This window comes from Stutzerimonas sp. (genome assembly GCF_982611455.1).
In genome coordinates, this window is the sequence record NZ_CEXBBO010000029.1 from 35,525 (window position 1) to 62,108 (window position 26,584).

Sequence of the window (26,584 nt, forward strand, 5' to 3'; positions counted from 1 at the left end):
GATTACGACGACTCCATCAGGGCTGCGAATGAGCGCGGTTGCGGTCATTCGTCTGGGTCGTAAAGACCCGCGGGAAATTGAACAGCAGCGTGCTGCAGCGCGTAGCACGCGATAGCAGCGCCAGGGCGACCAGTGCGAGGCCCAGAGGCAACACGCTTTTGAAGATGAAGCGGTGCGGAAGGCCGCTCGGCGCCTGCGAGCGTTCGTTGTAAATGAACGCCTGATAGGCGAAGGGCACCAGCGCGTCGACCATCAGCACCACGATCGGCAGCGCCAGGATCAAGATCGCCAGCAATTCGATAATGGCCTGGCTGCGCAGGGTGAATTTCTCGCGCAGCACATCGACACGCACATGGTCGTCGCGGACCACGGAGTAGGCCAGGGCGAGCAACACCGCGGCGCCGAACAGGTGCCACGACAGCTCTTCCAATGCAATCGAGCCACGTGACAGCACGAAGCGGCTGAAGACATTGGTCAGCACCACCGCCAGTACCAGCAGCCAGATCCAGGCGCTGAGTTCGCCAACGGCGACCAGAGCCTTGTCCAGCCAAAAGGAAAGTTTGTTGTGCGGTAGCCCATCCGCGTGAGCGGCGGGCACTGCGTCGTGGGGGGAAACGGGATGAACGGACACGGCCACCTCGGCAATCCGGCACTAGGGAAAAGAGACACGGCGGTGGCCGTGCCTCGAGTGGCCTGTTTGGTTAGCCAGTAAATGAGCTAGCTAACCGCACAGGCCTCCAGGCTCAGCGGCGCTATCAGTCGTACTGGTAGTAGTCGCGCGGCAGATAGCCCTTGCTGTGCCAGATGGAGTGGTGCTTCATGAAGTCGCGCTGACTGGTCAGGACGCGATTGAACATTTCATCCCCGGCGGCAATTTCGTCGAGCACCTCGTTGGTGACCCGCTCCAGTTCACGCAATACCTCGGTTGGCAGAACCTGGGCCTTCACGCCTTGCTTTTCGTACTCGCGCAGCGCAGTCGGTTGGGCCCACTCGCTTTCGGCGAAGCCCTTGAGCGTGGCGGACTCGCAACCCATCTCGATCAGCGCGCGGCTTTGCGGCTCCAGCTTGTCCCATACGCCTTTGTTAACCAGCAGGTGTGAGGTGGTCAGGGTCTGGTGCCAGCCCGGCATGATGTAGTTCTTGATGATCTGGTCGAGGCCCAGCATTTTGTCGATTGCCGGTTGAGAGAACTCGGTAGCGTCGATGGTCTTGCGTTCCAGCGCCTGGTAGATCTCGCCGCCGGGAATCATCGTGACCGAGGCGCCGAGCTTTTCCAGCACCTTGCCGCCGATGCCTGCAAAGCGGATGCGCAGTCCGTCGATATCTTCCAGCTTCTCGATTGACTTGGCGAACCAGCCGGCGCCTTCTGGGCCGATGATGCTGCACAGCATTGGGTGAATGTTGCGTTCTGCGTAGATTTCTTCGAGCAGTTTCTTGCCGTCACCCTCGTAATACCAGGCCAGGTACGCCGGCGGTTCCATGTTGAACGGCGCACCGGAATACAACGGCAGCGAGGCGATGGTGCCTTGGTCATAACCAATCCAGGTGTAGCCGGCAGGGTATTTACCGTTGCTCACCGCATCCATGATCTCGAATGGCGGTACCAGCTCGCCGGGCTCGTAGTAGCGCAGCTGGATATCGCCAGCGGAAATGGCTTTCAGCGATTCGGACAAATGCTTGATCGGCGTGGTTAGGCCAACGAGATGCGAGGGGAAGGCCAACGGCACCTGCCAGCGGATCTTCTCGGCGGCGGTGGCCTCGGCACTAATCAGGCTGGCGCTGAGAAGCGTGGTCGCACCGATGGCATAGGCGAGACGGGACAATTTTCGAATTAACGGCATTACAGGTTCCTTCTTTTTTTTGTTTTGGTGACCAGAAGGTTGCGGCCGGTGCGCGTTTGCGCAGCGGAAAGCGGAGCGAGTGAGCACGTCTGCGTGCAGCGGTGCGTCTCCCGTTCTGCCAAGTATTCTGGCGTCTGGCAGCTATTGCTTAGCAGGTTCTGTGCCTGACTCTGAAAAACGGCTGTAATCCTTGTTTCAGAGCCTTTGGACGAATCGCATTCAGAGGTCGATGTCCAATTTTCAGGACATCCAAGGCGAGTGGTCTGACGGGTGTCCATAACCCTGGATCAATGTCTAATTATCTGGACGGCGGCGGCGGGCAAGCTGGAGTTGAGCGCTATGGCTTACCGCGATGTATGCGTGAGGAGAGCAGCGGGAGGGCGCCAGCGCTTGTATGCCGCGAGGGGCTCGGTCGGGCTAGTTCAGTCCGTCGAAACGACCGCAGGATGGTTCAGCTCGTTTGCTTGCCCAGGGTCGCTTTCAGAGCGGTGAAGCAGCGTTCTTCTGCGGTGTCCAGCTCCAGCTGCATCTGCTGGATATCCAGTTGCTGCTGCTCGAGTTGCTGGCGACGCTCGGCGATCATTCCGAGCATGATGTTGAGTTGCTTCTGGTTGCCTGCCTTGGGGTCATAGAGCTCTATCAGCGTCTTGCATTCAGCCAGCGAAAAACCGAGACGCTTACCGCGCAGGATCAGCTTGAGCGCAACGCGATCCTTGGGTGTGTAAATACGCTCCTGCCCTCGTCGTGTCGGAGCGAGCATGCCCTGTTCTTCGTAAAAGCGAATAGCTCGGGTGGTGATATCGAGTTCGTTGGCCAGATCGGAAATGCTGAAGGTCTGCTTTGCCATGAGTATCCAGTCTTGCGTGTCCAACCGTGGCTCGCGACGAGCCGGGTATGTCGTTGTCGAGCAAGGCTACACGCGGCCGGACACTATGCACAGTGGCGTCCGGCCATCGTCTAGCGCCTCCAGTGCGGCGTCAGGTGCCGCTGCGCGCCCGCGCGACCCGCGAACCGTTGGGGCGACCTAACAGATCGCTGATGCGTTGCCCGGCTGCGACCAGCGCATCCAGATCGATACCCGTCTCGATGCCCAGGCCGTTAAGCATGTAGAGCACATCCTCGCTGGCAACGTTGCCGCTGGCACCCTTGGCGTAAGGGCAGCCGCCGAGCCCGGCGACCGAGCTGTCGAATACGCAGAGGCCTTCCAGCAGGCTGGCATAGATATTCGCCAGCGCCTGACCATAGGTGTCGTGGAAGTGGCCGGCGAGCTTGTCGCGCGGCACCTCGCGGCTGACGGCCTCGATCAGTTGGCGGGTTTTACCCGGCGTGCCGGTGCCAATGGTGTCGCCCAGCGAGACCTCGTAGCAGCCCATGGCGAATAATTCGCGCGCGACGTGGGCGACGCGCTGCGGATCGATCTCGCCTTCGTAGGGACAACCCAGCACGCAGGACACGTAGCCACGCACCTGAATGCCGTTTTCGCGCGCCGCTTCCATCAGCGGGGCGAAGCGCGCCAGGCTCTCGTCGATGGAGCAATTGATGTTCTTCTGCGAGAACGCCTCGGACGCGGCGCCGAACACCGCGACTTCGTTGACACCGGCTTCGATGGCCGCTTCGAGGCCTTTCAGGTTCGGCGTCAGGGCCGCATAGGTCACGCCCGGTTTTTGCCGGATCTGCGCGAAAACCTCGGCCGAGCCGGCCATCTGTGGCACCCACTTGGGCGACACGAAACTGCCGACCTCGATGTACTGCAGGCCGGCGGCGCTGAGGTCGTCCACCAGCCGCACTTTGTCGGCGACGCTGATCGGCTGCTTTTCGTTCTGCAGGCCGTCGCGGGGGCCGACTTCCACCAGACGGACGTGTTTGGGCAGAGTCATGTGTCCTCCATGGGTGTCGCGATGTTTGCAGCGTCACCTGGGTTAATGTCAGTCCTGAGATCTTTTCTATCGTGCCTGGTGGGCTGAAGCCCACCAATGCCATGCAAAACATTCCGCATCACGCCGTTTTCCATCCTGCGTCAGGCGTCTTCCAGCTCCAGCAATACCGCACCTTCGCTGACCATATCGCCTTCGGCATAAAACAGACCTTTGACCACGCCTGCCTGTTGCGCACGGATGCTGTGCTCCATCTTCATCGCTTCGAGCACGATGAGCGTGGCGCCGGCCTCGACGCTTTGCCCGGCCTCGACCAGCACCCGAACGATGCTGCCGTTCATGGGCGCGGTCAGGCCGCCCTGGTGCTGGTGGCAGGCCTCGACTTCAGCGATGGGGTCGAACGCGGTTACGGCGTGCAGCTCGCCATTCCATTCCAGATAGAGCGTGCAGCCCTGGCGGATGGCTTTTGGAAGATGCGTGATCTCGGTTGCGGCGCGACTGCTCACGCGTACCTGACGGCTCTCGCCATTGCACATCAGATGCACACTGGTTTGCGCCGGTAATCCGAAGCGCAGGCCATCGCGCTTTGCCCATGGTGAGTGGAGATCGTCTTCACGGACCTTGGCCGGCTCGGTCTGCACGAAGAGCTCGCCGGCCAGTTGCCAGAATTCATCGGCCAATTCGCCAGGTTTGCGCATCAGCTCCGCTTCATGACGCGGAATGAAACCGGTGTCCAGTTCCGCGTCGGCAAAAGCAGGGTGGCCAATTACGCGCCGCAGAAAAGCCAAGTTGGTCCGCACGCCGCCGACGTAGGTTTCATCGAGCATAGTCAGCAGTCGCAGGCGCGCTTCCTCGCGGTTCTCGCCCCAGGCGATCAGCTTGCCGAGCATCGGATCGTAGAAGGGTGAAACCGTATCGCCTTCGGCCACACCGCTGTCGACACGACGGCCCGGGCCGGGGGCGGATTCGCGGTACAGATCAAGGGTGCCGGTGGCGGGCAGGAAGTCATTATCCGGGTCTTCGGCATACAGCCGCACCTCGATGGCGTGGCCGTTGAGCGGAACCTGATCCTGAGTGATCGGCAGCGGTTCGCCACGGGCGACACGGATCTGCCAGGCCACCAGATCGAGGCCGGTGATGGCTTCGGTCACCGGGTGCTCGACCTGAAGGCGGGTGTTCATTTCCATAAAGAAGAACTCGCCACGCGCATCGAGCAGAAACTCCACCGTGCCTGCACCGACGTAACCGATGGCCTGCGCGGCCTTGACCGCCGCTTCGCCCATGGCGCGGCGCAGTTCGGGAGACAGGCCCGGTGCAGGCGCCTCTTCGACGACCTTCTGATGGCGGCGCTGGATCGAGCAATCGCGTTCATTGAGGTACAGGCAGTTGCCGTGCTGATCGGCGAACACCTGAATTTCTACGTGGCGTGGTTTGAGCACGTACTTCTCGACCAGCATCCGCGAGTCACCGAACGAGGATTGCGCCTCGCGCTGGGCCGATTGCAGCGCTTCGGCCAGATCGGCTTCGCGCTCAACGACTTTCATGCCCTTACCGCCGCCGCCCGCGGTGGCCTTGAGCAGCACGGGATAACCGATCTTTTCAGCGGCAACGCGGAAGGTTTCCACATCCTGCGCTTCGCCGTGATAGCCAGGTACCAGTGGCACGCCGGCTTTTTCCATCAATGCTTTGGCGGCGGACTTGCTGCCCATCGCGTCGATGGCCGAGGCGGGAGGGCCGAGGAATATCAGCCCGGCATCTTCGATGGCGCGGGCGAAATCGGCGTTTTCGGAGAGAAAGCCGTAACCGGGGTGAATCGCCTGGGCGCCGCTGGCCTTGGCGGCAGCGATCAGTTTGTCGATCAGCAGGTAGCTTTCGGCCGGCTTGGCGCCGCCGAGGTCGATGCGGATGTCGGCCTCGCGGGTATGCCGTGCGTCACGGTCGATGGCGCTGTGCACGGCAACGGTGGTTAGGCCCATGGCCTTGGCGGTGCGCATTACGCGGCAGGCGATCTCGCCGCGATTGGCGACCAGGAGGGTGGTTATCATTGTTGTGGCTCCTGCGTGGCCTTGAAGACTTTTCCCCTCACCCTAGCCCTCTCCCCAAAGGGGCGAGGGGATAACGGAGTGGGGCGGGGCAATGGTGTGGTTTGACGGTTACTAGCGCGTCTGGTTAATGTCCAAAAGCGGGTTCTGCCGATGGGCGTATCGGTGTTGAGGGCTGGTGCTGCAGCCCAAACGCTGCACGAAACAACTCCCTCGCCCCCGTGGGGAGAGGGCTGGGGAGAGGGGATGGCGCTCCAGACGAACCCGGACATCAAACATCCCCCGACCATGCTGGTTTGCGCTTTTCCAGAAAGGCGTTCAACCCGTCCTACTCTTCGGAGCTGACGCGGATGCGCGTAATGGCGCTTTCGTTGTAGCAGCGCCGCGCTGACGTCGTTGCCGTCGCCACGGGCCGGCGTCCTAGCCCAAATGCTGCACAAACCAACCCCCTCGCCCCCGCGGGAAGAGGGCTGGGGAGAGGGGGCGGCACTCCAGACGAACCCGGACATCAAGCATTCCCCGACCATGCCGGTTTGCGCTTTTCCAGAAAGGCGTTCAGCCCTTCCTGCCCTTCGGGACTGACCCGGATACGCGCGATGGTGTTTTCGGTGTAACGGCGCAGCGCCGGACTCAGTGAGCCGCTGCTGGCTTCGCGCAGCAGGTCCTTGCTGGCGCGCATGGCTTGCGGGCTGTTGAGTAACAGGTTATCGATCCAGCCACTTAGGCTGTCGTCCAGCGAATCTGCCGCATAGGTCTCGGACAACAAACCGAGCTCGCGCGCACGCTCGCCACTGAAGCGCTCGCCAGTCATGGCGTAGCGGCGCGTGGCTCGCTCACCGATGGCCTTGACCACAAAGGGGCTGATCACCGCCGGAGCGAGGCCAATACGCACTTCCGACAGCGACAGCTGGGCATCAGCCGTTCCGATGGCCATGTCGCAGCAGGCAATCAACCCGAGCGCACCGCCGAATGCCGCGCCTTGAACCACCGCCAGGGTTGGCAGTTTGAGGTGGTAGAGGCTGTACATCAGCTCCGCCAGCTCACGGGCATCGGTGAGGTTGGCGTCGAAGTCCAGCTTGGCGGACTGCTGCATCCAGGCAATGTCGGCGCCTGCCGAGAAATGCCTGCCGCGACCGCGTAGCAGCAGAAAGCGTAACTTCTTATCTGCCTGGATTTGATCGATGGCGAGCACCAGCTCGCGAATCATCTCGGCATTGAAGGCGTTGTTCTTTTCCGGACGGTTGAGCCATAGCGTGGCGAAACCCTTGGCGGAATACTCAAGTTCGATAGTTTGAAAGTTGGACGTGCTCATAAATTGTTCCTGCAAACGAAGGCCTACGGCCCTTGGCTTAAGGCTGAAAGCTGGACGTCGAGCCTCCAGCCTCCAGCGCCGTTGTCGGCTTTTCTTTACATCCGGAACACGCCAAAGCGGGTCGGCTCGATGGGCGCATTGAGGGATGCCGATAGCGCCAGGCCTAACACATCACGGGTTTGCGCGGGATCAATCACGCCGTCATCCCACAGCCGCGCGCTGGAATAATACGGATGGCCCTGATGCTCGTACTGCTCAAGAATCGGTTGTTTGAGCTGGGCTTCCTCTTCGGCCGAAAACGTCTGCCCGCTACGCTCAGCCTGTTCGCGCTTGACCTGAGCCAGCACGCCGGCGGCCTGTTGCGCTCCCATCACGCCAATCCGCGCGTTGGGCCACATCCACAAGAAACGCGGGTCATAGGCGCGGCCGCACATGCCGTAGTTGCCCGCACCAAAGCTGCCCCCGATGATCACCGTAAACTTGGGCACCTTGGCGCAGGCCACCGCGGTCACCAGCTTGGCGCCATGCTTGGCGATGCCGCCGGCCTCGTATTTCTGCCCGACCATGAAGCCTGTGATGTTCTGCAGGAACAGCAGCGGGATGCCGCGCTGACAGGCCAGCTCGATGAAGTGCGCGCCCTTCTGCGCGGACTCAGCGAACAGGATGCCGTTGTTGGCCAGAATCGCGATGGGATAGCCCTGTATATGCGCGAAGCCGCAGACCAGCGTGCTGCCGTACAGCGCCTTGAATTCGTCGAGCACCGAACCGTCGACGAGGCGAGCAATTACCTCGCGTACGTCGAACGGCTGCTTGGCATCGGCGGGGATGACGCCATACAACTCCTCGCCATCGAACAACGGCGCAATCGGTGCGCGACTGTTCACTTCACCACGCTTGCGCCAGTTGAGGTTGGCGATGCTGCGGCGAGCCAGCGAAAGGGCGTGCTCATCATTTTCGGCGTAGTGGTCGGCCACGCCGGAGGTCTTGCAATGCACATCGGCACCGCCCAGGTCTTCGGCCGTCACCACTTCACCGGTGGCGGCTTTGACCAATGGAGGGCCGGCGAGAAAAATGGTCGCTTGATTGCGCACCATGATGGCTTCGTCCGCCATCGCCGGCACGTAGGCGCCGCCCGCGGTGCAGGAACCCATCACCACGGCAATCTGCGGAATGCCCATGGCGCTCATGTTGGCCTGGTTGAAGAAAATGCGGCCGAAGTGCTCGCGGTCGGGGAATACCTCGTCCTGACGCGGCAGGTTGGCGCCGCCGGAATCCACCAGATAGATGCATGGCAGGCGATTCTGCTGCGCGATGGTCTGCGCGCGCAGATGCTTTTTCACGGTGAGCGGATAGTAGCTGCCGCCTTTTACCGTCGCGTCGTTGGCGATGATCATGCACTCGACGCCTTCGACCCGGCCGATGCCGGCGACCAACCCGGCCGCTGGGACCTCTTCGCCGTAAACCTCATGGGCAGCCAGTTGGCTGACCTCGAGAAACGGCGAGCCAGCATCGAGCAAGCGGTTGATGCGTTCGCGCGGCAGGAGCTTGCCGCGCGAGGTGTGGCGCAGCTGCGCCTTCTCGCCACCGCCTTCATGGACACGACCGAGCAGGGCGCGAAGGTCCTCGACTTGGGCGAGCATTGCTCCACGGTTCGCGGCGAACTCAGGCGAGCGGGTGTTGATTTGGGTATGCAGGATAGCCATGACGGACTCCGTCCTGGCTACAGGCCTCAGGTTGCAGGCTGCAGGCAGTTCGCCTGTAGCTTGCAGCCTGCAGCCTGCAGCCGCTTTTATTTGGTTTCGTTGAACAGCTCGCGCCCAATCAACATGCGGCGAATCTCGCTGGTACCGGCGCCGATCTCGTAGAGCTTGGCGTCGCGCAACAAGCGGCCGGTGGAGAACTCGTTGATGTAACCGTTGCCACCGAGGATCTGGATCGCCTGGAGCGCCATCTGGGTCGCGGCTTCGGCGGTGTAGAGGATCACGCCGGCGGCATCCTTGCGGGTGGTTTCGCCGCGGTCGCAGGCTTGTGCGACAGTGTAGAGATAGGCGCGGCTGGCGTTGAGCTGGGTGTACATGTCGGCGACCTTGCCCTGGATGAACTGGAACTCGCCGATGCTCTGGCCGAACTGCTTGCGGTCGTGGATGTAAGGCACCACCACGTCGAGGCAGGCCTGCATGATCCCGACCGGACCGCCGGCAAGCACCACGCGTTCGTAATCCAGGCCGCTCATCAACACCTTGACGCCGCCATTCTCGACGCCCAGCACGTTCTCTTCCGGCACCTCGACGTCATCGAAGAACAGCTCGCAGGTGTTGGAGCCGCGCATGCCGAGCTTGTCGAACTTGTTGCCGCGCGAGAACCCCTTCCAGTCGCGCTCGACGATAAAGGCGGTGATGCCGTGCGCGCCCTTGTCCAGGTCGGTCTTGGCGTAGATCACGTAGGTGTTGGCGTCCGGGCCGTTGGTGATCCAGGTCTTACTGCCGTTGAGCACGAAGCGGTCGCCCTGGCGATCAGCGCGCAGTTTCATCGAAACCACATCGGAGCCGGCGTTTGGCTCGCTCATCGCCAGCGCGCCGACATGCTCACCGGAGACGAGCTTCGGCAGGTATTTCGCCTTCTGCTCCTGTGTACCGTTGCGGTTGATCTGATTGACGCAGAGGTTGGAGTGCGCGCCGTAGGACAGGCCCACCGAGGCCGAGCCGCGGCTGATTTCCTCGAGCGCGATGACGTGTGCCAGGTACCCCATCCCAGCGCCGCCGTATTCCTCGTCTATCGTGATACCGAGCAGGCCCATGTCGCCGAATTTGCGCCACATGTCGCTGGGGAAGAGGTTGTCGCGGTCGATGGCTTCGGCGCGGGGCGCCACTTCATCGGCAACGAAACCGCGTACCTGATCGCGCAGCATGTCGACGGTTTCACCGAGGGCAAAGTTGAGGCCGGAGTAGTTCATGTCGCCACCTGCTTGTCTTGTAGTTGTTTGGTGCCGCGCGCCGTGAGGCTGATTTCACCTGACGTTTGGCCCTGCTCTTAGCACCTTTCGACACTAGTTTTTGGCGTGGGGTGCGGTGGGTTGTTGCGTGATTACCTTTACGTTAACGTAACAATGCCCGGAATGGCTGTCAACTCCAGCACGACGGGCCCCAAGGCCTCATAACAAACATGAGACTGAGGAATTCGACATGAGTCTTCCGAGCTACACCTGCGGACCGCAGACCAAGCCTCTGTTGGCGATGACCATCGGTGCGGCGTTCGATCGGACGGTCGAACGGTTCTCCGACCGTGAGGCCTTGATCGTGCGTCACCAGAACCTGCGCTACACCTGGGCGCAGCTGGCTGGAGAAGTGGATCGCTGTGCACGCAGCTTGTTGGCGCTCGGTCTTCAGCCTGGCGAGCGACTGGGCATTTGGTCGCCGAACAATGCGCAGTGGTGTATCGCGCAGTTCGCGACCGCCAAGATCGGCGTGGTGCTGGTGAACATCAATCCGGCCTATCGTCTCAACGAACTCGAATACGCACTCAAGCAATCCGGCTGCCGCTGGCTGATCTGCGCCGATGCGTTCAAGACCTCCGATTATCATGCGATGCTCCATGAACTGCTGCCGGAGCTCAGGCGCTCCACCATGGGTGCTTTGCAAAGCCAGACGCTGCCGGACCTGCGCGGCGTGATCAGCCTATGCGACCAACCAGTGGACGGCATGCTGCTGTGGCGCAGTCTGTTGGACATGGCCGAACGTGTAGGCCCTGAACAGCTGCGTCAATATGGCGAACAGCTGCAGTTCGACGACCCGATCAATATTCAGTACACCTCGGGCACCACGGGGTTCCCCAAAGGCGCCACCCTCAGTCACTACAACATCCTCAACAACGGCTACATGGTTGGTGAAAGCCTGAAGCTCACCGAGCATGACCGGCTGGTGATTCCGGTGCCGCTGTATCACTGCTTCGGCATGGTCATGGGTAACCTCGGCTGCGTGACCCATGGCACCACGATGATTTATCCGAGTGCCGCCTTCGAGCCGCTTGCCGCGCTGCAGGCCGCAGCCGAAGAAAAAGCCACTGGCATGTACGGTGTGCCGACCATGTTCATCGCCATGCTCGACCATCCGGAACGCCAGTCGCTGGACCTGAGCCATCTGCGCACCGGGATCATGGCCGGTTCCACTTGCCCGATCGAAGTGATGAAGCGTGTCATCGACGACATGCACCTGAATGAAATGCAGATCGCCTATGGCATAACCGAGACCAGCCCGGTCTCGACCCAGACCGCAGCCGACGACGATCTGGAGCGTCGTGTCACCAGCGTGGGACGCACCCAGCCGCACCTGGAGAGCAAGGTTGTCGACGAGCACAATCGCATCGTCCCGCGCGGACAGATCGGCGAACTCTGCACCCGTGGCTACAGCGTCATGCTCGGCTATTGGAACAACCCGGAGGCGACGGCAGGCGCCATCGACGCCGCGCGCTGGATGCACACTGGCGACCTGGCGATCATGGATGACGAGGGTTATCTCAAGATCGTCGGACGCAATAAAGACATGATCATTCGTGGCGGCGAGAACGTGTACCCGCGCGAGATCGAGGAGTTTCTCTTCACCCATCCCGGGGTGGCAGATGTGCAGGTGATTGGGGTGCCGGACAAGACCTACGGCGAGGAAATCGTTGCCTGGGTCAAGCTGCATCCGGGGCATGAGGTCAGCGCCGATGACCTGCGTGATTTCTGCAAGGGGCGGATCGCGCACTTCAAGGCACCGCGGCATATCAAGTTCGTCGACGACTTCCCCATGACCATCAGCGGCAAGGTGCAGAAATTCCGTATGCGGGAAGTGAGCATCGCTGACCTCGGCCTCGCCGAGTAGAGGCAATTGCCGATTACGCCCGACCACACCGCTTTTCTTGAAGAGTACGGAGCATCTCATGACCCAAGCCATCAGTCGTTTTCCGCTTGTCGAGCACCTGGATTCGCTGCCGGACGATGTACGTGAACGCATTCTGGCGGTACAGGAAAAAGCAGGTTTCGTCCCCAACGTTTTCCTGATGCTGGCTCATCGGCCCGATGAGTTTCGGGCGTTTTTCAGCTATCACGATGCGCTCATGGAGCGAGAGTCCGACAGCCTGACCAAGGCCGAGAAGGAAATGATTGTCGTGGCAGTCAGCGCCGATCATGGCTGTCTGTATTGCGTGGTCGCCCATGGCGCGATTCTGCGAATCCTGGCCAAGAGTCCGCTGCTGGCCGACCAGCTCGCGGTCAACTACCGCACCGCGCCATTGAGTGCACGTCAACAGGTGATGCTCGATTTCGCCCTGCATATCGGGGCGCAGCGCGGCGTGCTTGATGACGCTTGGCAAGGCCGTCTGGAAGAGGCCGGCTTCACCTCTGACGACATCTGGGACATTGGCGCCATCACTGCGTTGTTCGGACTTTCCAATCGCCTGGTGTCGATGGCGCGCACGCCGCCCAACGACGAGTTCTATTTGCTGGGCCGTGTGCCCAGGGACGCCACCACTAAATAGCAATGAGCGTTTGCTGGGCGGCATGGTGACCCCGAACCAGGCGAAATCGTGGGCGAGCTCGAAAGCATGGCTTGTCTGTGAGTCAGGCGTTCTGCCATTTGGCGCTGCGTTTTTCCAGGAAGGCGTTAACGCCTTCCTTCTGGTCTTGGGTATCGAACAGCTCGACGAACAGATCGCGCTCGCCAGCCCAGCCTTCTGCATGGCTACCGCTGCGGGCATTCATCACCAAGCGCTTGGAGCGGCTGACGGAGGAGGGGCTTTGTGCGCTGACGCCTTCGGCGAGCTTAAGCGCAGCTTCCAGAGATTGGCCGTGCGGCACCACTTCCTCGACCAGGCCGATCTTCTCGGCGCGCTGCGCGTTGATGCGCTCGCCGCAGAGGATCATCCGCTTGGCCCAGCCTTCGCCCACCAGCCATGGCAGATTTTGCGTACCGCCAGCACAGGGCAACAGGCCGACGCTGGCTTCCGGCAACGCCATCTGCGCCTGCTCCTCGGCGATGCGGATATCGCAAGCCAGCGCACATTCCAGGCCGCCACCCATGGCGTAGCCGTTGATAGCGGCGATGGAAACACCGCGGAAACGGCTCAGCGCATCAAAGGCGCGGCCGAACAGCTCGGACACTTCGCGAGCTGCAACCTTGTCGCCGCTGGCGAATTGCTTGAGATCGGCACCGGCGGAAAAGAACTTTTCGCCCTGACCGGTGATGACCAGTGCATAGACATTCGCGTCGCCGTTGAGTTGGCCGATCATCTGTTCCAGCGCCCCCAGTGATTCGCGGTCCCACGTATTGGCCGGCGGATTGGCTATGGTCAGCAGGGCGGTATGGCCGCGCATTTCGAGCTGGATCTTCTGGCTCATGTCGATTCCTTCTTCTTGTTGAAATGATTGCGAATGTAGTGCGGCGAAACAGGGTTCAATAAACGAGCCTAGCAGCGTAAAAATAGTAAACCCATGGTGCGAAATGCAGAGGTATTCTGTGTTTTTGCACAGTGGGCCGCGGGCGGGCGTGCTGACCTCGACGGATCTGGAGTCTGCAGTGGATTGGGACAACCTGCGTTTTTTTCTCGAACTGTCCCGTGCGGGCAAGCTGACCATCGCCGCGCGGCGTCTGGGCGTCGATCACACGACCGTTGCACGACGCGTCCAGGCGCTGGAAAAGGCGCTGGATCGCCAGTTGTTCATCCGCGCCAAGGCGGGATATCGCCTGTCCGAGGCGGGGCGTGATCTACTCGCTCAGGCCGAGGCGATGGAAAGCGCGATCACCTCCATCGAGCAGCCGAGCCTTACCGCCGACAAGCTATCGGGCCAGGTGCGCATCGGCGCCACCGAAGGCTACGGCACGGTCATGCTGGCCGGCCAGTTGGCCAGCCTGACGCGAGACTATCCGCATCTGGGCGTGGACCTGCTCGCGGTGCCGCGCTCGGTGCGGCTGGCGCGTCACGAAGCGGATATCGTCGTCACCCTGGAGCGCCCCGAGCGCGGCCCCTACGTGATTACCAAACTGACCGACTATGTGTTGCGGTTGTACGCTTCGGAATCCTACTTGGCGGCCCATCCACCGATTCGCAGCCGCGAAGACCTGAGCGACCACGTATTCGTCAGCTATATCGAAGATCTGCTGTACAGCAAGGAGCTGTACTTTCTCGACGAAATCGTACGGCCGCGCCAGCACTCGCTGCGCAGCACAAGCATCCTTGCGCAGCAGGAAGCCGTGGCGGGCGGCGCCGGCCTGGCGATTCTGCCGGCGTTTTCCGCGCGCAAGGAGCCCTTGCTCAGGGAGGTGCTCGTAGACGAAATCGAATTCACCCGCACCTTCTGGATGTTGATGCCGGTGGAAAACAAAGATCTGGCGCGGATGCGCGTCTGCTGGGATTTCTTGCGGGAAGTGGCGGCTCACAGTCACGACCAGATGATGGGTCGCGCATGATTCGTGATGGCAAAGGCACCATTTCCGTGCGGTTGGTGAAAGAGGCGCTGCTGGCCTTCAGCACATCGGCGCTGCCGGCCGACAGCTTGCTGGATAACCTTGGGCTTGCGCCGATCGACATGGAAGATGCCGACGCGCGCATCGATGTGGACGAATACAGCAAGCTCTGGCGTCGATTGGCGCGGCATTTCGACGACGAGTTCTTTGGCATGGACTCACGTCGGATGCGTGCCGGCAGCTTCGCGTTCGTCTGTCGCGCGGCGATGGCGCAGCCGACCCTCGACAGTGCGCTGCGCGTCGCGCTGGATTTCTTCGGGCTGACATTCGAGGGGTTCAACGGCAAGCTTCATCGCAGCGAGAGCCTGGCGGAAATCACCCTGCAAGAGCCGGTGGGCGGGCCGGCACTTCGGGCGTTTGGCTACTTCACTTTCTGGATGCTGCTGCACGGACTTGCCTGCTGGCTGGCCGGTCGACGCATCCCGCTGCTGGCCGTCGAATTGCGTTGCGAAGAGCCGGCATATACCGACGATTACCGGGTGATGTTCTCCGACAACCTGCGCTTCGCCAGGCCCAGCACCCGGATCATTTTCGCGGCCGAAGTGCTCGCTCTACCGGTGCGGCGCAGCGAGCAGGAGCTGCATGACTTTCTCGCCCAGGCGCCGGCAAACATCCTCGTCAAATACCGCGACAACACCAGCCTTGGCAGCCGCATCAAGGCACAGTTGCGCGCTCTGCCTGCCGAGCAATGGCCGACCAGCGAAGCCTTGGCGCAGCAACTGTGCATCTCGCCCTCGACTCTTCGCCGGCGCCTGGCCGACACCGGGTTGCCATACCAGACGATAAAAGATCTGGTGCGCGAGGAAATGGCCACGCTGTGGCTGGCTGACCCGAACATCAGTTATGCGGAAATCGCCGAGCGCCTGGGTTTTGCTGATGTGAGCTCGTTTTACAAGGCATTTCGCAAGTGGACCGGGACCAATCCGGGCCAGTACCGTGGGCTGATTCTTCATGCCGATGAATAGGCCAGGCGTATTGCCGTCGAAGCGAGGAGCGCCGTGTTTGCTCGCATAGGTGATAAACCACGGGCCCGGCCTGAGCCAGATATGCGATGTCATCGGAAGTGAATCTGGTAGCACTCATCCACGTTCGTCTCCGACAAGACGACCACCACCGTGCTCCGCCAGGCACCGCCCGACACGTCCGGCTACCGGCTCCCTCGCCCCTTTGGGAGAGGGTTGGGGTGAGGGGAACGAGGCTAAGCTAAACAAGACGCCGACGCCGCGCCGTTGGGACGATTTGGCCAAAACAGTCATCGCGATTGCGTGCAACGACTATTGCCGGAGGCTTTTGGTCTGTTGAAGATGAGGTCAGGGTGATCAAGCAACGCGCGTCTGCCTGATCCGAACCATCACTACGAGGTCGAGTCGTGAACATTCAAGACAAGGTTTTCCTGATCACCGGAGGCGCCTCCGGGCTGGGTGCGGCAGCTGCAGAAGCGCTGGTCGCTGCCGGTGCCAAAGTGGTGTTGGCCGACATCAATGCCGAGCTGTTGAACGAGCGTAGCGATGCGCTAGGCGCCAGCGCTCACGCTGTGATCACCAATGTGTGTGACGAAGCCGCGGCGCAGGCGGCTGTGAATGCGGCGGTCGAACATTTCGGCGGCCTGCACGGGCTGGTCAACTGCGCTGGCGTCGCCAGCGGTGAAAAGATTCTCGGTCGCCAAGGCCCGCACGGGCTGGAGAGCTTCAGCCGAGTCATTAATCTCAACCTGATCGGCAGTTTCAACATGTTGCGCCTGGCCGCTGAAGCCATTGCCAAGACTGAGCCGGACGCCCAGGGCAATCGCGGCGTGATCATCAACACCGCGTCCATCGCGGCCTACGACGGGCAGATCGGCCAGGCCGCTTACGCCGCATCCAAGGGCGGCGTGGTCGCTATGACGCTTCCCGCGGCGCGTGAACTGGCGCGTTACGGCATCCGTGTGATGACCATCGCTCCTGGCGTGTTCGAGACGCCGATGATGGCCGCTATGACCCAGGAAGTGCGCGACTCGCTGGCGGCCGGTGTGCCGTTCCCGCCGCGTCTGGGCCGAGCGAAAGAATATGCAGCGCTGGTCCGCCATATCGTCGAGAACGACATGCTCAACGGCGAGGTGATCCGCCTCGACGGCGCCCTGCGCATGGCCGCGAAATAACGGGAGATAGGTGATGAACAACGATCCAATCGTGATTCTGGGCAGTGCGCGTACGCCCATGGGCGGCTTTCAGGGCGATCTGAAAAGCCTCAGCGCGCCGGAGCTGGGCGCGGCTGCGATTCGCGCGGCGGTCGAGCGCAGTGGAGTTGCTGCCGAACAGATACAGGAAGTGCTGATGGGCTGCGTGCTCCCGGCCGGTCTCGGCCAGGCGCCGGCGCGTCAGGCGGCACTTGGCGCCGGGTTGGGCCAGGCGACCGCCTCCACCACGCTGAACAAAATGTGCGGCTCTGGCATGCAGGCCGCCATCCTCGCGCACGATGCGTTGCGCGCGGGCAGTGCGGACCTGATCGTTGCGGGCGGCATGGAGAGCATGTCCAACGCGCCCTACCTGCTAGAAAAGGCCCGCAGCGGTTACCGCATGGGCCACGGCAAGGTGCTCGACCACATGTTCCTCGACGGCCTCGAGGATGCGTACGACAAGGGCCGGCTAATGGGCACCTTCGCCGAAGACTGCGCGCAGAATCATGGCTTCACTCGCGAAGAACAGGACGCCTACGCGCTGACATCACTGCAGCGCGCCCGCGATGCGATCGCTAGCGGCCGCTTCGCCAGCGAGATCGTCCCGTTGGAGGTCACTCAAGGCCGCGAGCAGCGCAGCATCCGTGACGACGAACAGCCGCCCAAGGCGATGCCGGAAAAGATTCCGTCGCTCAAACCGGCGTTTTGTGAAGGCGGCACCGTGACCGCGGCCAATTCAAGTTCGATCTCCGACGGTGCGGCTGCATTGGTGCTGACGCGCCGCTCCGAAGCCGAGCGCCGGGGCTTGAAGCCACAGGCAGTAATCCACGGCCACGCGGTGTTCGCCGATGCACCCAATCTGTTTCCGACCGCGCCCATCGGCGCCATTCACAAATTGCTGGAACGTACCGGTTGGCGTCTCGACGAGGTGGATCTGTTCGAGATAAACGAGGCATTCGCCGTGGTCAGCATGGTCACCGTGCGCGAGCTGGGGCTCGATCACGCCAAGGTCAACGTCAACGGTGGCGCTTGCGCGTTGGGCCATCCAATCGGCGCGTCCGGGGCACGGATACTCGTGACCCTGATCGCCGCACTGCGCGACCGTGGCCTGCGCAAGGGCATCGCGGCCATCTGCATCGGTGGTGGCGAAGCGACCGCCATGGCTGTCGAACTGCTCGATTGAGGATTTGCCATGCTGCTCAATGACGATCAAACCAGCATCCGCGACATGGCCCGGCAGTTCGCTCAGGAACGCCTGAAACCCTTCGCTGCCGACTGGGACCGCGAACATCGCTACCCGGCCGAGGCGATCGGTGAAATGGCCGAGCTTGGCTTCTTCGGCATGCTTTGCCCGGAACAGTGGGGCGGCAGCGAGACCGGCTACATCGCCTATGCGTTGGCGCTGGAAGAAATTGCCGCCGGCGACGGTGCCTGCTCGACCATCATGAGCGTGCATAACTCGGTGGGCTGCGTGCCGATTCTGCGATTTGGCAACGAGGAGCAGAAGCAGCGCTACCTGACGCCCCTGGCCAGCGGTGCGCAGATTGGCGCCTTCGCCCTGACCGAACCGCACGCGGGCTCCGACGCCAGCAGTCTGCGCACCCGCGCCCGGCGTGACGGCGATGGCTACGTGATCAACGGCGCCAAGCAGTTCATCACATCGGGCCAGCACGCCGGCACGGTGATCGTCTTCGCCGTGACCGAACCGGACGCCGGCAAGCGCGGCATCAGCGCCTTTATCGTGCCCACCGACACGCCCGGGTATCAGGTGGTGCGCATTGAGGACAAGCTCGGGCAGCACGCGTCCGACACCTGCCAGCTGGCGTTCGAAGACATGCGCGTGCACGAATCCCAGCGCTTGGGCGAGGAGGGCGAGGGCTATCGCATCGCTCTGGCGAACCTGGAAGGCGGTCGCATCGGCATCGCCGCTCAAGCGGTCGGCATGGCGCGCGCGGCATTCGAGGCCGCCCGCGACTATGCCCGTGAGCGCGAGGCGTTCGGTAAGGCGATCAGTGAGCATCAGGCCGTCGCATTTCGGTTGGCCGACATGGCGACCCAGATCGCCGTCGCCCGGCAAATGGTGCTGCACGCCGCCGCGCTGCGCGAGGCAGGCCAGCCCGCGCTGGTCGAAGCCTCCATGGCCAAGCTGTTCGCCTCCGAGATGGCCGAGAAAGTCTGCTCGGCGGCCATCCAGACGCTGGGTGGTTACGGCTATCTCCAGGATTTCCCGGTGGAGCGCATCTACCGCGACGTGCGGGTCTGCCAGATTTATGAAGGCACGAGCGATATTCAGCGGCTGGTGATTGCGCGGAATTTGGGCGAATAAGGCCTCAGTTCGTTTAGTGGCAGCGCCGATTGGGTTCAGCCCACCAAATACGTCCGCCGCACTCCGCTGCGGTGGGCTGAAGCCCACCCTACCTAGTTGTCCTGCAGCGCTTATTGAGGGCAGACCAGCATGCCCACACCGAGGTCACGTGACCTCTATAAAATCGGTTTCCAGCTCAATCCCAGCCCTCAGCTTCTTCCGAGTCTTTGATCGCTCCCGGCGTCCGCGAGAAGCGCGGGGCCGGTGCGGCGTGCAGGGCGCCGTCGATGTCCCGATAAACGCAGCGTTCCTGCATATGTGGATGCTGTGCGGCTTCTTCAAGGGTGAGTACGGGTGCGAAGCAGGCATCAGTGCCTTCGAGCAGGGCGCACCATTCGGCCTGGGTCCGGCTGGCGAACAGCGCGGCGAGCCGTTCGCTCTGATCTTGCCAGAGGGCTGGGTCGTTGCAGCCTTGGCGCAACGATTCAGGCGCATCGATCCGCCGCATCAGCTCAGCGAAGAATTGCGGCTCCAACGGTCCGACGGAGATGTCGCGGCCATCGGCACAGGTGTAGCAACGGTAATGCGGAGCGGCACCGGACAACAGGTTACGGTCGCGCTCAAGTGAAATTGCCCCGCTGGGCAGGAGTCCCGCAAAGAAACTCATCATCGAGGACACGCCATCGACGATGGCCGCGTCGACTACTTGGCCCTTGCCTGAACGTTCTCGTTCCCATAGCGCAGCCATGATGCCGAACGCCAGATACAGCGAACCACCACCGAAGTCGCCGACCAGATTGAGCGGTGGAATCGCCGGGCCTTCGCGGTCGCCAATTGCCGCCAGTGCGCCGGTAATCGCCAGATAGTTGATGTCATGTCCGGCGCTTTTGGCCAGTGGCCCGGTCTGGCCCCAGCCAGTCATGCGCCCATAGACCAGCTTTGGATTGCGCGCCTGAACCTGCTCCGGCCCGAGGCCCAGGCGCTCCATCACGCCGGGGCGAAAGCCTTCGATCAGCACATCGGCATCTTCAGCCAAGGCCAGACAGCGCTCACGCCCGGCATCGCTTCGGATATCCAGTGTCAGCCGCCTGCGTCCGCGATCGGCCACCGGGTTGGGCCAGCCATTGCCGCCGTCACGATCGATGCGCAGCACCTCGGCGCCCAGATCAGCCAGGAGCATCGCGCAATGCGGGCCGGGGCCGATGCTGGTGAACTCCAGCACGCGCAGGCCAACCAGCGGGCCCTGGCGGCGTTGGGTATTTTCGGTTGGCATGGTAGCTCCTAGCGTAGCGGGCGCAGCGCGTATGCCGCGCGTTGAGCCGGAACCGCCGGCGAATAGAATACGGATTTCCGATGGGTTTCACTTACCTCGTGTATCGCCGACACACCGCTCCGTAGGATGGTGAAACCCGACCCGAACATACGGGGCGCTCCAGTCGCTGCGAGTCGCGCTGATGGGTTGCACCTGCGCGGCTCGCCCCATCCTACGATCAGCGGGACATCGGCTATATGCTCGCTGCGCTCGTGGTCATATCCATCAAATGGCTGCGATAGCGGTCGCGCAGGGTTTTCTTGTCGATTTTGCCGGTGGCGGTAAGGGGTACGCTGTCGAAAATCACCGCGTCGGGCATCCACCATTTGACGATCTGTGGTTCGAGATAGGCGAGCACCGCCTCGGTGGTCAGTTCGGTGTCGTCATGCGCTTCGATGATGAGGACCGGGCGTTCTTCCCATTTCTCGTGCGTCACGCCGACCACCGCGGCGATGCGCACCCCTGGGCAGCCCACCGCGACGTTTTCGATATCGATGGAGCTGATCCATTCACCGCCGGACTTGATCACGTCCTTGCTGCGGTCGGTGATGCGCATGTATCCGTTGGGGTCGAGGGTGGCGATGTCGCCGGTGTCGAACCAGCCGTCCTCATCCAGCGCAGTGGTTTCGCTGCGGAAGTAGCGCTCGACGGTCCAGGGGCCGCGAACCAGCAGCGCGCCGGAGGCGGTCCCGTCATGCGGTAGTTCATTGCCCGCTTCGTCGACGATCTTCAGCTCGATGCCGAATTGCAGGCGGCCCTGGCGGGTCCAGATGGTCTCGTTGGTGGTTGCCTCGCCCATGGCTACAAGCTTGGGCGTTGGAGTGGCGACCACGCCGAGTGGGCTGGTTTCGGTCATGCCCCACAATTGGCGGACGCTGACGCCATAACGGGTCTCGAATTTCTCGGCCAGCGCCCTGGGCACGGCCGAGCCGGCAATCACCAAACACTTGAGCTCGCCGGTGCCTTCGCCGGTGCGCTCAAGATAGTTGAGGTACATGGTCCAGATGGTCGGTACGCCACCGGAGAAGGTCACACCCTCGGTCTGGATCAGCTCCTGCAGACTGGCACCGTCCATCTTGTCGCAGGGCAGGACGAACTTGCAGCCGTTGATGGCGGCGGTGAAGGGCACGCCCCAGGCCGTGGCATGGTAGAGCGAGGCGCAAGGCATGATGCAATCGAAAGCAGAGAAGCCGAACGCGCCGGTAAGCCCCGCCGCCATGGCATGCAAGACGACGGAACGGTGACTGTAGACCACGCCCTTCGGGTTGCCGGTGGTGCCAGAGGTGTAGCAGAGCATGGCGCCGGCGTTTTCGTCGAACTGCGGCCAGTCGGTGATGGGTTGCTCATCGGCGATCAGCGTTTCGTAGCTCAGTGCACCGATATCGCCCGGCTCAGTGCGTTGGGCATCGGACAACATGATGAAGGTGCGAACGTGTTCCAGCCGGGGCCGCACACGCTCGACCACGGCAAGAAAGCTGCGATCGAACAGCAGCACGCCGCTGCCGGCGTGGTTGAGCGTGTAGATGATTTGTTCGTCGGACAGGCGAGGGTTGGCAGTGTGCAAGACGGCACCGATGCCGGGAACAGCGAAAAACAGTTCGAAATGCCGATGGGTGTTCCAGGCCATTGATGACACCAGATCGCCCGGCTGCACGCCAAGGCTGCGCAGCATCGAGGCTGCCTGGCCCGCGCGCCTCGCCAGGCCTGCGTAGTCGTAGCGCCATTGAGGTTCGTCGACCAGTCGCGAGACGATCTCACGGTCGCCGTGGGCCATGGCCGCATGGGTCAGGATGCCGCTGATCATCAGTGGGGTCTGTTGCATCGTGCCTTGGAGCATCTTCGTATCCTTCTTATTGTTGTCTTGATGTCGGCCGCGCTCACCCACATCCGCCGCTCGGAATACTGCTTCGAGGTGTTTCGTCTAGCTGGGCCCTGCGTTGCGCCGGCTTTGATCGCCAGCGAGGACTAGTTCTTGCTGGCGATTCCTCCGTTCGATCACAAACCGTAGTTGTTCAGCTCGCGGGCGATCAGCAGCCGCTGAATTTCGCTGGAGCCTTCGTAAATCTGGGTGATCCGCGCGTCACGGTAATAACGCTCGACCGGATAATCCTCGAGATAGCCGTAGCCGCCATGGATCTGCATGGCTTTGGAACAGACGTATTCGGCCATTTCCGAGGCAAACAGCTTGGCCTGGGACGCCTCGGACAGGCAGGGCAGGTTGGCGCTGCGCAGGCGTGCGGCATGCAGGATCAGCAGGCGCGCGGCGTTGAGCCGGGTATGCATGTCGGCCAACATGTTGGCCAAGCTCTGATGCTCGATGATCGGCTTGTCGAATTGAATGCGTTCACGGGCATAACCCAGCGCTGCTTCGAAAGCCGCGCGGGCGATACCGAGCGCCTGGGCACCGATGCCGATACGGCCGCCTTCGAGATTCGACAGGGCGATCGCCAACCCCTTGCCGCGCGGGCCGAGCAGGTTGGCTTCGGGGATTCGGCAGTCGCGCAGAGTCACGCCGCAGGTATCCGAGGCGCGGATGCCCATCTTGCTTTCCAGGCGGTCGACGACGAAGCCAGGATTGTCGGTGGGCACCAGAAACGCCGACAGCCCTTTCTTACCCAGGTCCGGATCGGTGACCGCGAAGACGATGGCGATCTTGGCGCGCTTGCCGTTGCTGACGAATTGCTTGGCGCCATTGATGACCCATTCGCCGTTTTCCAGCATGGCGCGGGTGCGCAGGTTATGTGCTTCGGAGCCGGCCTGGGGTTCGGTCAGTGCGAAGCAGCCAATGGCGCGTCCGGAGGCGAGATCCGGTAGCCATGCGTCTTGCTGTTCCGGTGTTCCATATTTGAGGATAGGACCGCAGCCCACCGAGCTGTGAATGCTCATCAGCGCGCCGATGGCACCATCGCCAGCGGAGATTTCTTCGACCGCCAGTGCGTAGGCGACGTAATCGATGTAGGTGCCGCCCCATTGTTCGGGCACGATCATGCCGAGCAGGCCGAGGTCGCCCAATTGCGCCACGGTCTCGTCGCCGATCCAGCCGGCCTGTTCCCAGGATTGAGCTTTGGGGGCAATCTCGGCGCGGGCGAAGTCGCGCGCCGTATCGCGGATCATGCGCTGTTCTTCAGTTAGTTCGATGTCTTGCATGGGAAGTCCCTTGGGTCAGACGCCGGCGAAGAAAGCGGCCACTCGCTCTGGCGTCACTTCATTGAGCGTAGGCGGGTTCCAGCGCGGGTTCTTGTCCTTGTCGACGATCAGTGCGCGCACGCCTTCGATAATGTCGCCCTTGTCGAACCATTGGCGGTCCAGATGCAGCTCCATGCGAAAGCACTCGGCGAGAGAAAGCTCGCGGCCGCGGCGGAGCATTTCCAGGGTGACACTGATGGACAGCGGCGAGCGGCTGTCGATCAGCTTCAGCGTCTCGGCGGCCCAGTCGCGGTATTCGGCGCGGGTTTCACCAGCCAGGGATTCGCGGATGGCGGCAATGCTGGTGCCAGCAAAATGTTTTTCGATGGCGGGGAAGAGTGCCTTGAACGGCGCGTCAGGCAGCTCGGTGCTGCCCATGGAAGCGACCAGTGTGGTGAGTTCTGCACGGGGCGCCGTGCTCCAGTCCTGTTCATCGAGGCGCTGCTCCAGTTCTGCAAAGCGCTCATGCGGCACGCAATAATCGGCAAGCCCGGCATAGAGCGCATCGGCCGAACCGATGTGATTGCCCGTCATGCCCATATAGATGCCGAGATTGCCGGGCAGGCGCGGCAGGAAGTAACTGCCGCCGACGTCCGGGAAATAGCCGATACCGACTTCCGGCATGCCCATGCGTGTGCGTTCGGAAATCACTCGCAGCGAGGCACCCTGGACCAGGCCCATGCCGCCCCCAAGAACGAAACCGTTCATCAGCGCCAGCAGCGGTTTGCTGTAGGCGTGGATGTACTGATCCAGTGCGTATTCTTCTTCGAAGAAGACGCGGTGCAGGTCTTCGCCGTTCTGGTAGCTGTCGTACAGCGAGCGGATATCGCCGCCGGCACAGAAGGCTTTTTCGCCGGCGGCGCGCAGGACCACGGCGACCACGTCCTGATCGTCAGCCCAATCCTGAAGTTGGCGATGGAGCGTGCGCACCATGGGCAGCGTCAGGGCATTCAACCCGGCTGGGCGATTGAGCGTGAGGTAACCGACGCGGTTGCGAACTTCGATCAGCACCGGCGCTTCTGCCTGGGTCATGCTCAATCCTCCTGGCGGTAGAGTTTGATGATCGCCGAGAAATCCAGCGCACCGTGTCCTTGCATGCTGAACGCTTGGTAGAGCTGCTGTGCGATGCCGCCGAGAATCACCGGCTGACGCACCTGTTTGGCCGCTTCGCTGGCAAGGCCGAGATCCTTGAGCATCAGATCAGTGCCGAAACCGCCGCTGTAGCCGCGCGAGGCCGGGCTGTTTTCGACCACGCCTGGGATAGGGTTGTAGATTTCGGAACTCCAGCAGCGCCCGCTGGAAGAGTTGATCACGCCAGCCAGAACCTTCGCATCCATCCCCAGCGCGACGCCCAACGACATCGCTTCGGCGGCACCGATCATGGAGATGCCCAGCAGCATATTGTTGGCGACCTTCGCCACTTGGCCGTTACCGGTGCCGCCGCAATGGACGATGTTTTTACCCATCGTTGCGAGGATCGGCTGAGCCTGTTGAAAGTCCGCCTCGCTGCCACCGACCATGAAGGTCAGGGTTCCCGCTGCGGCGCCAACGGTGCCGCCGGAAACCGGCGCGTCGATCATGGGGTTGCCATTGTTGGCGGCCGCTGCGGCGACTTCGCGTGCGCTCATCGGGTCGATGGTGGAGCAGTCGATCAGCAATACACCGGCCGGTACGTGGGCCAGCAAGCCGTCCTCGCCAAGATAGACCTGACGCACATGCGCGGCGGCGGGCAGCATGGTGATGATGACCTCGACGCCCGCCTGTGCGACCGCAGCGGGCGAGGTGACTTCCTTCGCGCCGGCTTCGACCAATCCGGAAACCGCCGCGGCGGAAAGATCGAAGACGCTGACTTGATGGCCGGCCTTGAGCAGGTTGCGGGCCATGGGCCCGCCCATGTTGCCAAGTCCGAGAAAACCGATTTGCATGGCCTTTTCCTTCTTGTTTTTAGTGTCGACTGTCGTTGGTGGCCAAAGGGCGGCGCTGGTTGCGCCGCCGCCTATTGCGTTACTTGAGATTGATGGTGGTGTTCACCGGCCCGCCCACTTCGTTTTCATCGAACCAACGCTGGATGACGGTCTTGGTCTGAGTGTAGAACTGCACCACCTGTTTGCCATATGGGCCGAGGTCGCCAAGCTTCGAGGCACGCGAGCCGGTGAAGGAAAACATTGGAACCGGCACCGGAATCGGCACGTTGATGCCTACCTGGCCGACGTCGATCTCTTCCTGGAAATGCCGCGCAGCCGCGCCGGAGCGGGTGAAAAGGGCGGTGCCGTTGCCGTTGGGGTTGGCGTTGATCAGTTCGATGGCTTCATCGAGGCTGTCAACCTGCATCACGCAAAGCACAGGGCCGAAAATCTCTTCGCGATAGATGCTCATCTCGGGGGTGACGCCGGAGAAAATCGTCGGCGCGACGAAATTGCCTTTGTCGTAGCCAGCGACCTGAGGGTTACGGCCATCGAGCGCGAGCTCCGCGCCCTCGGAAATGCCGCGCTCGATCAGCGAGCTGATGCGGTCAAGCGCCGCGCAGGAAACTACCGGGCCAACGTCCGTGCCGCCTTCGGCACCGGCATTCACCTTCAATGTTTTCGCCTTGGCGACCAGATCCGGCAGCCAGCTTTGCGCTTCGCCCACCAGGATCAGCACCGACAGCGCCATACAGCGCTGACCCGCCGCACCAAAGGCGGCACCGACCAGATTGTTGAGCGTCTGCTCCTTGTGTGCGTCGGGCATGATGATGCCGTGGTTCTTGGCGCCCATCATGCACTGCGCCCGCTTACCGTTGGCGGTGGCGCGGTTGTAGACATGGGTACCGACCTTGGTCGAGCCGACGAAGGAAACGGCCTTGATGTCCGGGTGGTCGCAAATCATGTTCACCGCATCGGCACCGCCATGAATGACGTTGAGCACGCCCGGCGGCACACCGGCTTCCATGGCGAGTTCGGCCAGACGCATGGTCACCATCGGGTCCTGCTCGGACGGCTTGAGCACGAAGGTATTGCCGGTGGCGATGGCCATCGGGAACATCCACAGCGGAATCATCGCCGGGAAGTTGAACGGG

General features: G+C 62.1%; 22 protein-coding genes. 7 read left to right on the top strand and 15 right to left on the bottom strand.

Annotated elements, in window-relative coordinates:
* Positions 1–16: 16 nt before the first annotated feature.
* The 8 genes from AC2LD7_RS16560 to AC2LD7_RS16595 all read right to left on the bottom strand — a co-directional run bounded on the left by AC2LD7_RS16560 (position 17) and on the right by AC2LD7_RS16595 (position 10,022).
* Positions 17–631 carry a TRAP transporter small permease subunit gene (locus AC2LD7_RS16560; protein WP_484598822.1) on the bottom strand — a complete coding sequence of 205 codons (615 nt, stop codon included), beginning with the start codon at positions 629–631 and terminating at the stop codon, positions 17–19.
* Positions 632–755: 124 nt separating this feature from the next.
* Positions 756–1,841, bottom strand: coding sequence for a TRAP transporter substrate-binding protein (locus AC2LD7_RS16565; protein ID WP_484598823.1), 1,086 nt, complete (start codon positions 1,839–1,841; stop codon positions 756–758).
* A gap of 451 nt (positions 1,842–2,292) precedes the next feature.
* Entirely contained in the window at positions 2,293–2,688 is a 396-nt protein-coding gene (locus AC2LD7_RS16570; RefSeq protein WP_484598824.1) for a MerR family transcriptional regulator, read from the bottom strand.
* A gap of 130 nt (positions 2,689–2,818) precedes the next feature.
* Positions 2,819–3,718 (bottom strand): hydroxymethylglutaryl-CoA lyase, encoded by a 900-nt coding sequence (locus tag AC2LD7_RS16575; RefSeq protein WP_484598825.1) that lies wholly within the window; start codon positions 3,716–3,718, stop codon positions 2,819–2,821.
* A gap of 140 nt (positions 3,719–3,858) precedes the next feature.
* Positions 3,859–5,760, bottom strand: a complete 1,902-nt coding sequence (locus AC2LD7_RS16580) for an acetyl/propionyl/methylcrotonyl-CoA carboxylase subunit alpha (RefSeq protein ID WP_484598826.1) — start codon at positions 5,758–5,760, stop codon at positions 3,859–3,861.
* A 505-nt stretch (positions 5,761–6,265) separates the two neighbouring features.
* The gene (locus tag AC2LD7_RS16585) at positions 6,266–7,069 is read right to left on the bottom strand and encodes a gamma-carboxygeranoyl-CoA hydratase (RefSeq protein WP_484598827.1); all 804 of its coding nucleotides are present in this window, start codon (positions 7,067–7,069) and stop codon (positions 6,266–6,268) included.
* A gap of 95 nt (positions 7,070–7,164) precedes the next feature.
* Complete coding sequence (locus AC2LD7_RS16590) at positions 7,165–8,772, bottom strand: carboxyl transferase domain-containing protein (RefSeq protein ID WP_484596990.1); 1,608 nt, start codon at positions 8,770–8,772, stop codon at positions 7,165–7,167.
* Positions 8,773–8,858: 86 nt separating this feature from the next.
* Positions 8,859–10,022, bottom strand: a complete 1,164-nt coding sequence (locus AC2LD7_RS16595; protein WP_484598828.1) for an isovaleryl-CoA dehydrogenase — start codon at positions 10,020–10,022, stop codon at positions 8,859–8,861.
* 229 nt (positions 10,023–10,251) lie between these two features.
* Between AC2LD7_RS16595 and AC2LD7_RS16600 the strand changes: the two genes are divergently transcribed.
* Positions 10,252–11,928, top strand: coding sequence for an AMP-binding protein (locus tag AC2LD7_RS16600; RefSeq protein WP_484598829.1), 1,677 nt, complete (start codon positions 10,252–10,254; stop codon positions 11,926–11,928).
* 58 nt (positions 11,929–11,986) lie between these two features.
* A complete protein-coding gene (locus AC2LD7_RS16605; protein ID WP_484598830.1) occupies positions 11,987–12,583 on the top strand; it encodes a peroxidase-related enzyme in 597 nt (198 codons plus the stop codon).
* A gap of 82 nt (positions 12,584–12,665) precedes the next feature.
* Here AC2LD7_RS16605 and AC2LD7_RS16610 read toward each other — a convergent pair whose 3' ends face one another.
* The gene (locus AC2LD7_RS16610) at positions 12,666–13,442 is read right to left on the bottom strand and encodes an enoyl-CoA hydratase (protein ID WP_484598831.1); all 777 of its coding nucleotides are present in this window, start codon (positions 13,440–13,442) and stop codon (positions 12,666–12,668) included.
* A gap of 178 nt (positions 13,443–13,620) precedes the next feature.
* Between AC2LD7_RS16610 and AC2LD7_RS16615 the strand changes: the two genes are divergently transcribed.
* The 5 genes from AC2LD7_RS16615 to AC2LD7_RS16635 all read left to right on the top strand — a co-directional run bounded on the left by AC2LD7_RS16615 (position 13,621) and on the right by AC2LD7_RS16635 (position 19,049).
* Positions 13,621–14,511: a LysR family transcriptional regulator gene (locus AC2LD7_RS16615; protein ID WP_484598832.1), complete on the top strand. Its 891-nt coding sequence runs from the start codon at positions 13,621–13,623 to the stop codon at positions 14,509–14,511.
* The gene (locus AC2LD7_RS16620) at positions 14,508–15,533 is read left to right on the top strand and encodes an AraC family transcriptional regulator (protein ID WP_484598833.1); all 1,026 of its coding nucleotides are present in this window, start codon (positions 14,508–14,510) and stop codon (positions 15,531–15,533) included. The genes AC2LD7_RS16615 and AC2LD7_RS16620 overlap by 4 nt, the downstream gene beginning before the upstream one ends.
* 404 nt (positions 15,534–15,937) lie before the next feature.
* Positions 15,938–16,705 (top strand): SDR family NAD(P)-dependent oxidoreductase, encoded by a 768-nt coding sequence (locus tag AC2LD7_RS16625; protein WP_484598834.1) that lies wholly within the window; start codon positions 15,938–15,940, stop codon positions 16,703–16,705.
* 13 nt (positions 16,706–16,718) lie between these two features.
* Entirely contained in the window at positions 16,719–17,906 is a 1,188-nt protein-coding gene (locus AC2LD7_RS16630) for an acetyl-CoA C-acyltransferase (protein WP_484598835.1), read from the top strand.
* Between the two features lie 9 nt (positions 17,907–17,915).
* A complete protein-coding gene (locus AC2LD7_RS16635; RefSeq protein ID WP_484598836.1) occupies positions 17,916–19,049 on the top strand; it encodes an acyl-CoA dehydrogenase in 1,134 nt (377 codons plus the stop codon).
* A 175-nt stretch (positions 19,050–19,224) separates the two neighbouring features.
* On the opposite strand, the gene AC2LD7_RS16640 is transcribed toward AC2LD7_RS16635, so the two are convergent.
* The 6 genes from AC2LD7_RS16640 to mmsA all read right to left on the bottom strand — a co-directional run.
* Positions 19,225–20,301, bottom strand: coding sequence for a CaiB/BaiF CoA transferase family protein (locus AC2LD7_RS16640; protein ID WP_484598837.1), 1,077 nt, complete (start codon positions 20,299–20,301; stop codon positions 19,225–19,227).
* A 232-nt stretch (positions 20,302–20,533) separates the two neighbouring features.
* Positions 20,534–22,177, bottom strand: coding sequence for a long-chain fatty acid--CoA ligase (locus tag AC2LD7_RS16645; protein WP_484598838.1), 1,644 nt, complete (start codon positions 22,175–22,177; stop codon positions 20,534–20,536).
* 158 nt (positions 22,178–22,335) lie between these two features.
* Entirely contained in the window at positions 22,336–23,487 is a 1,152-nt protein-coding gene (locus AC2LD7_RS16650; protein WP_484598839.1) for an acyl-CoA dehydrogenase family protein, read from the bottom strand.
* A 15-nt stretch (positions 23,488–23,502) separates the two neighbouring features.
* Complete coding sequence (locus AC2LD7_RS16655; protein WP_484598840.1) at positions 23,503–24,558, bottom strand: enoyl-CoA hydratase/isomerase family protein; 1,056 nt, start codon at positions 24,556–24,558, stop codon at positions 23,503–23,505.
* 2 nt (positions 24,559–24,560) lie between these two features.
* Positions 24,561–25,451, bottom strand: coding sequence for a 3-hydroxyisobutyrate dehydrogenase (gene mmsB, locus AC2LD7_RS16660; RefSeq protein WP_484598841.1), 891 nt, complete (start codon positions 25,449–25,451; stop codon positions 24,561–24,563).
* 79 nt (positions 25,452–25,530) lie between these two features.
* A partial coding sequence (gene mmsA, locus AC2LD7_RS16665; protein WP_484598842.1) for a CoA-acylating methylmalonate-semialdehyde dehydrogenase occupies positions 25,531–26,584 on the bottom strand: 1,054 nt, incomplete at its 5' end.

What these genes read in the sequence shown, in the direction of transcription:
- AC2LD7_RS16620 (WP_484598833.1), top strand. Translation starts at nt 14,508, where the DNA reads ATGATTCGTGATGGCAAAGGCACCATTTCCGTGCGGTTGGTGAAAGAG.
- AC2LD7_RS16570 (WP_484598824.1), bottom strand. Translation starts at nt 2,688, where the DNA reads ATGGCAAAGCAGACCTTCAGCATTTCCGATCTGGCCAACGAACTCGAT.
- mmsB (WP_484598841.1), bottom strand. Translation starts at nt 25,451, where the DNA reads ATGCAAATCGGTTTTCTCGGACTTGGCAACATGGGCGGGCCCATGGCC.
- AC2LD7_RS16600 (WP_484598829.1), top strand. Translation starts at nt 10,252, where the DNA reads ATGAGTCTTCCGAGCTACACCTGCGGACCGCAGACCAAGCCTCTGTTG.
- AC2LD7_RS16610 (WP_484598831.1), bottom strand. Translation starts at nt 13,442, where the DNA reads ATGAGCCAGAAGATCCAGCTCGAAATGCGCGGCCATACCGCCCTGCTG.
- AC2LD7_RS16645 (WP_484598838.1), bottom strand. Translation starts at nt 22,177, where the DNA reads ATGCTCCAAGGCACGATGCAACAGACCCCACTGATGATCAGCGGCATC.
- AC2LD7_RS16650 (WP_484598839.1), bottom strand. Translation starts at nt 23,487, where the DNA reads ATGCAAGACATCGAACTAACTGAAGAACAGCGCATGATCCGCGATACG.
- AC2LD7_RS16635 (WP_484598836.1), top strand. Translation starts at nt 17,916, where the DNA reads ATGCTGCTCAATGACGATCAAACCAGCATCCGCGACATGGCCCGGCAG.
- AC2LD7_RS16630 (WP_484598835.1), top strand. Translation starts at nt 16,719, where the DNA reads ATGAACAACGATCCAATCGTGATTCTGGGCAGTGCGCGTACGCCCATG.
- AC2LD7_RS16585 (WP_484598827.1), bottom strand. Translation starts at nt 7,069, where the DNA reads ATGAGCACGTCCAACTTTCAAACTATCGAACTTGAGTATTCCGCCAAG.
- AC2LD7_RS16605 (WP_484598830.1), top strand. Translation starts at nt 11,987, where the DNA reads ATGACCCAAGCCATCAGTCGTTTTCCGCTTGTCGAGCACCTGGATTCG.
- AC2LD7_RS16595 (WP_484598828.1), bottom strand. Translation starts at nt 10,022, where the DNA reads ATGAACTACTCCGGCCTCAACTTTGCCCTCGGTGAAACCGTCGACATG.
- AC2LD7_RS16655 (WP_484598840.1), bottom strand. Translation starts at nt 24,558, where the DNA reads ATGACCCAGGCAGAAGCGCCGGTGCTGATCGAAGTTCGCAACCGCGTC.
- AC2LD7_RS16565 (WP_484598823.1), bottom strand. Translation starts at nt 1,841, where the DNA reads ATGCCGTTAATTCGAAAATTGTCCCGTCTCGCCTATGCCATCGGTGCG.
- AC2LD7_RS16640 (WP_484598837.1), bottom strand. Translation starts at nt 20,301, where the DNA reads ATGCCAACCGAAAATACCCAACGCCGCCAGGGCCCGCTGGTTGGCCTG.
- AC2LD7_RS16590 (WP_484596990.1), bottom strand. Translation starts at nt 8,772, where the DNA reads ATGGCTATCCTGCATACCCAAATCAACACCCGCTCGCCTGAGTTCGCC.
- AC2LD7_RS16580 (WP_484598826.1), bottom strand. Translation starts at nt 5,760, where the DNA reads ATGATAACCACCCTCCTGGTCGCCAATCGCGGCGAGATCGCCTGCCGC.
- AC2LD7_RS16575 (WP_484598825.1), bottom strand. Translation starts at nt 3,718, where the DNA reads ATGACTCTGCCCAAACACGTCCGTCTGGTGGAAGTCGGCCCCCGCGAC.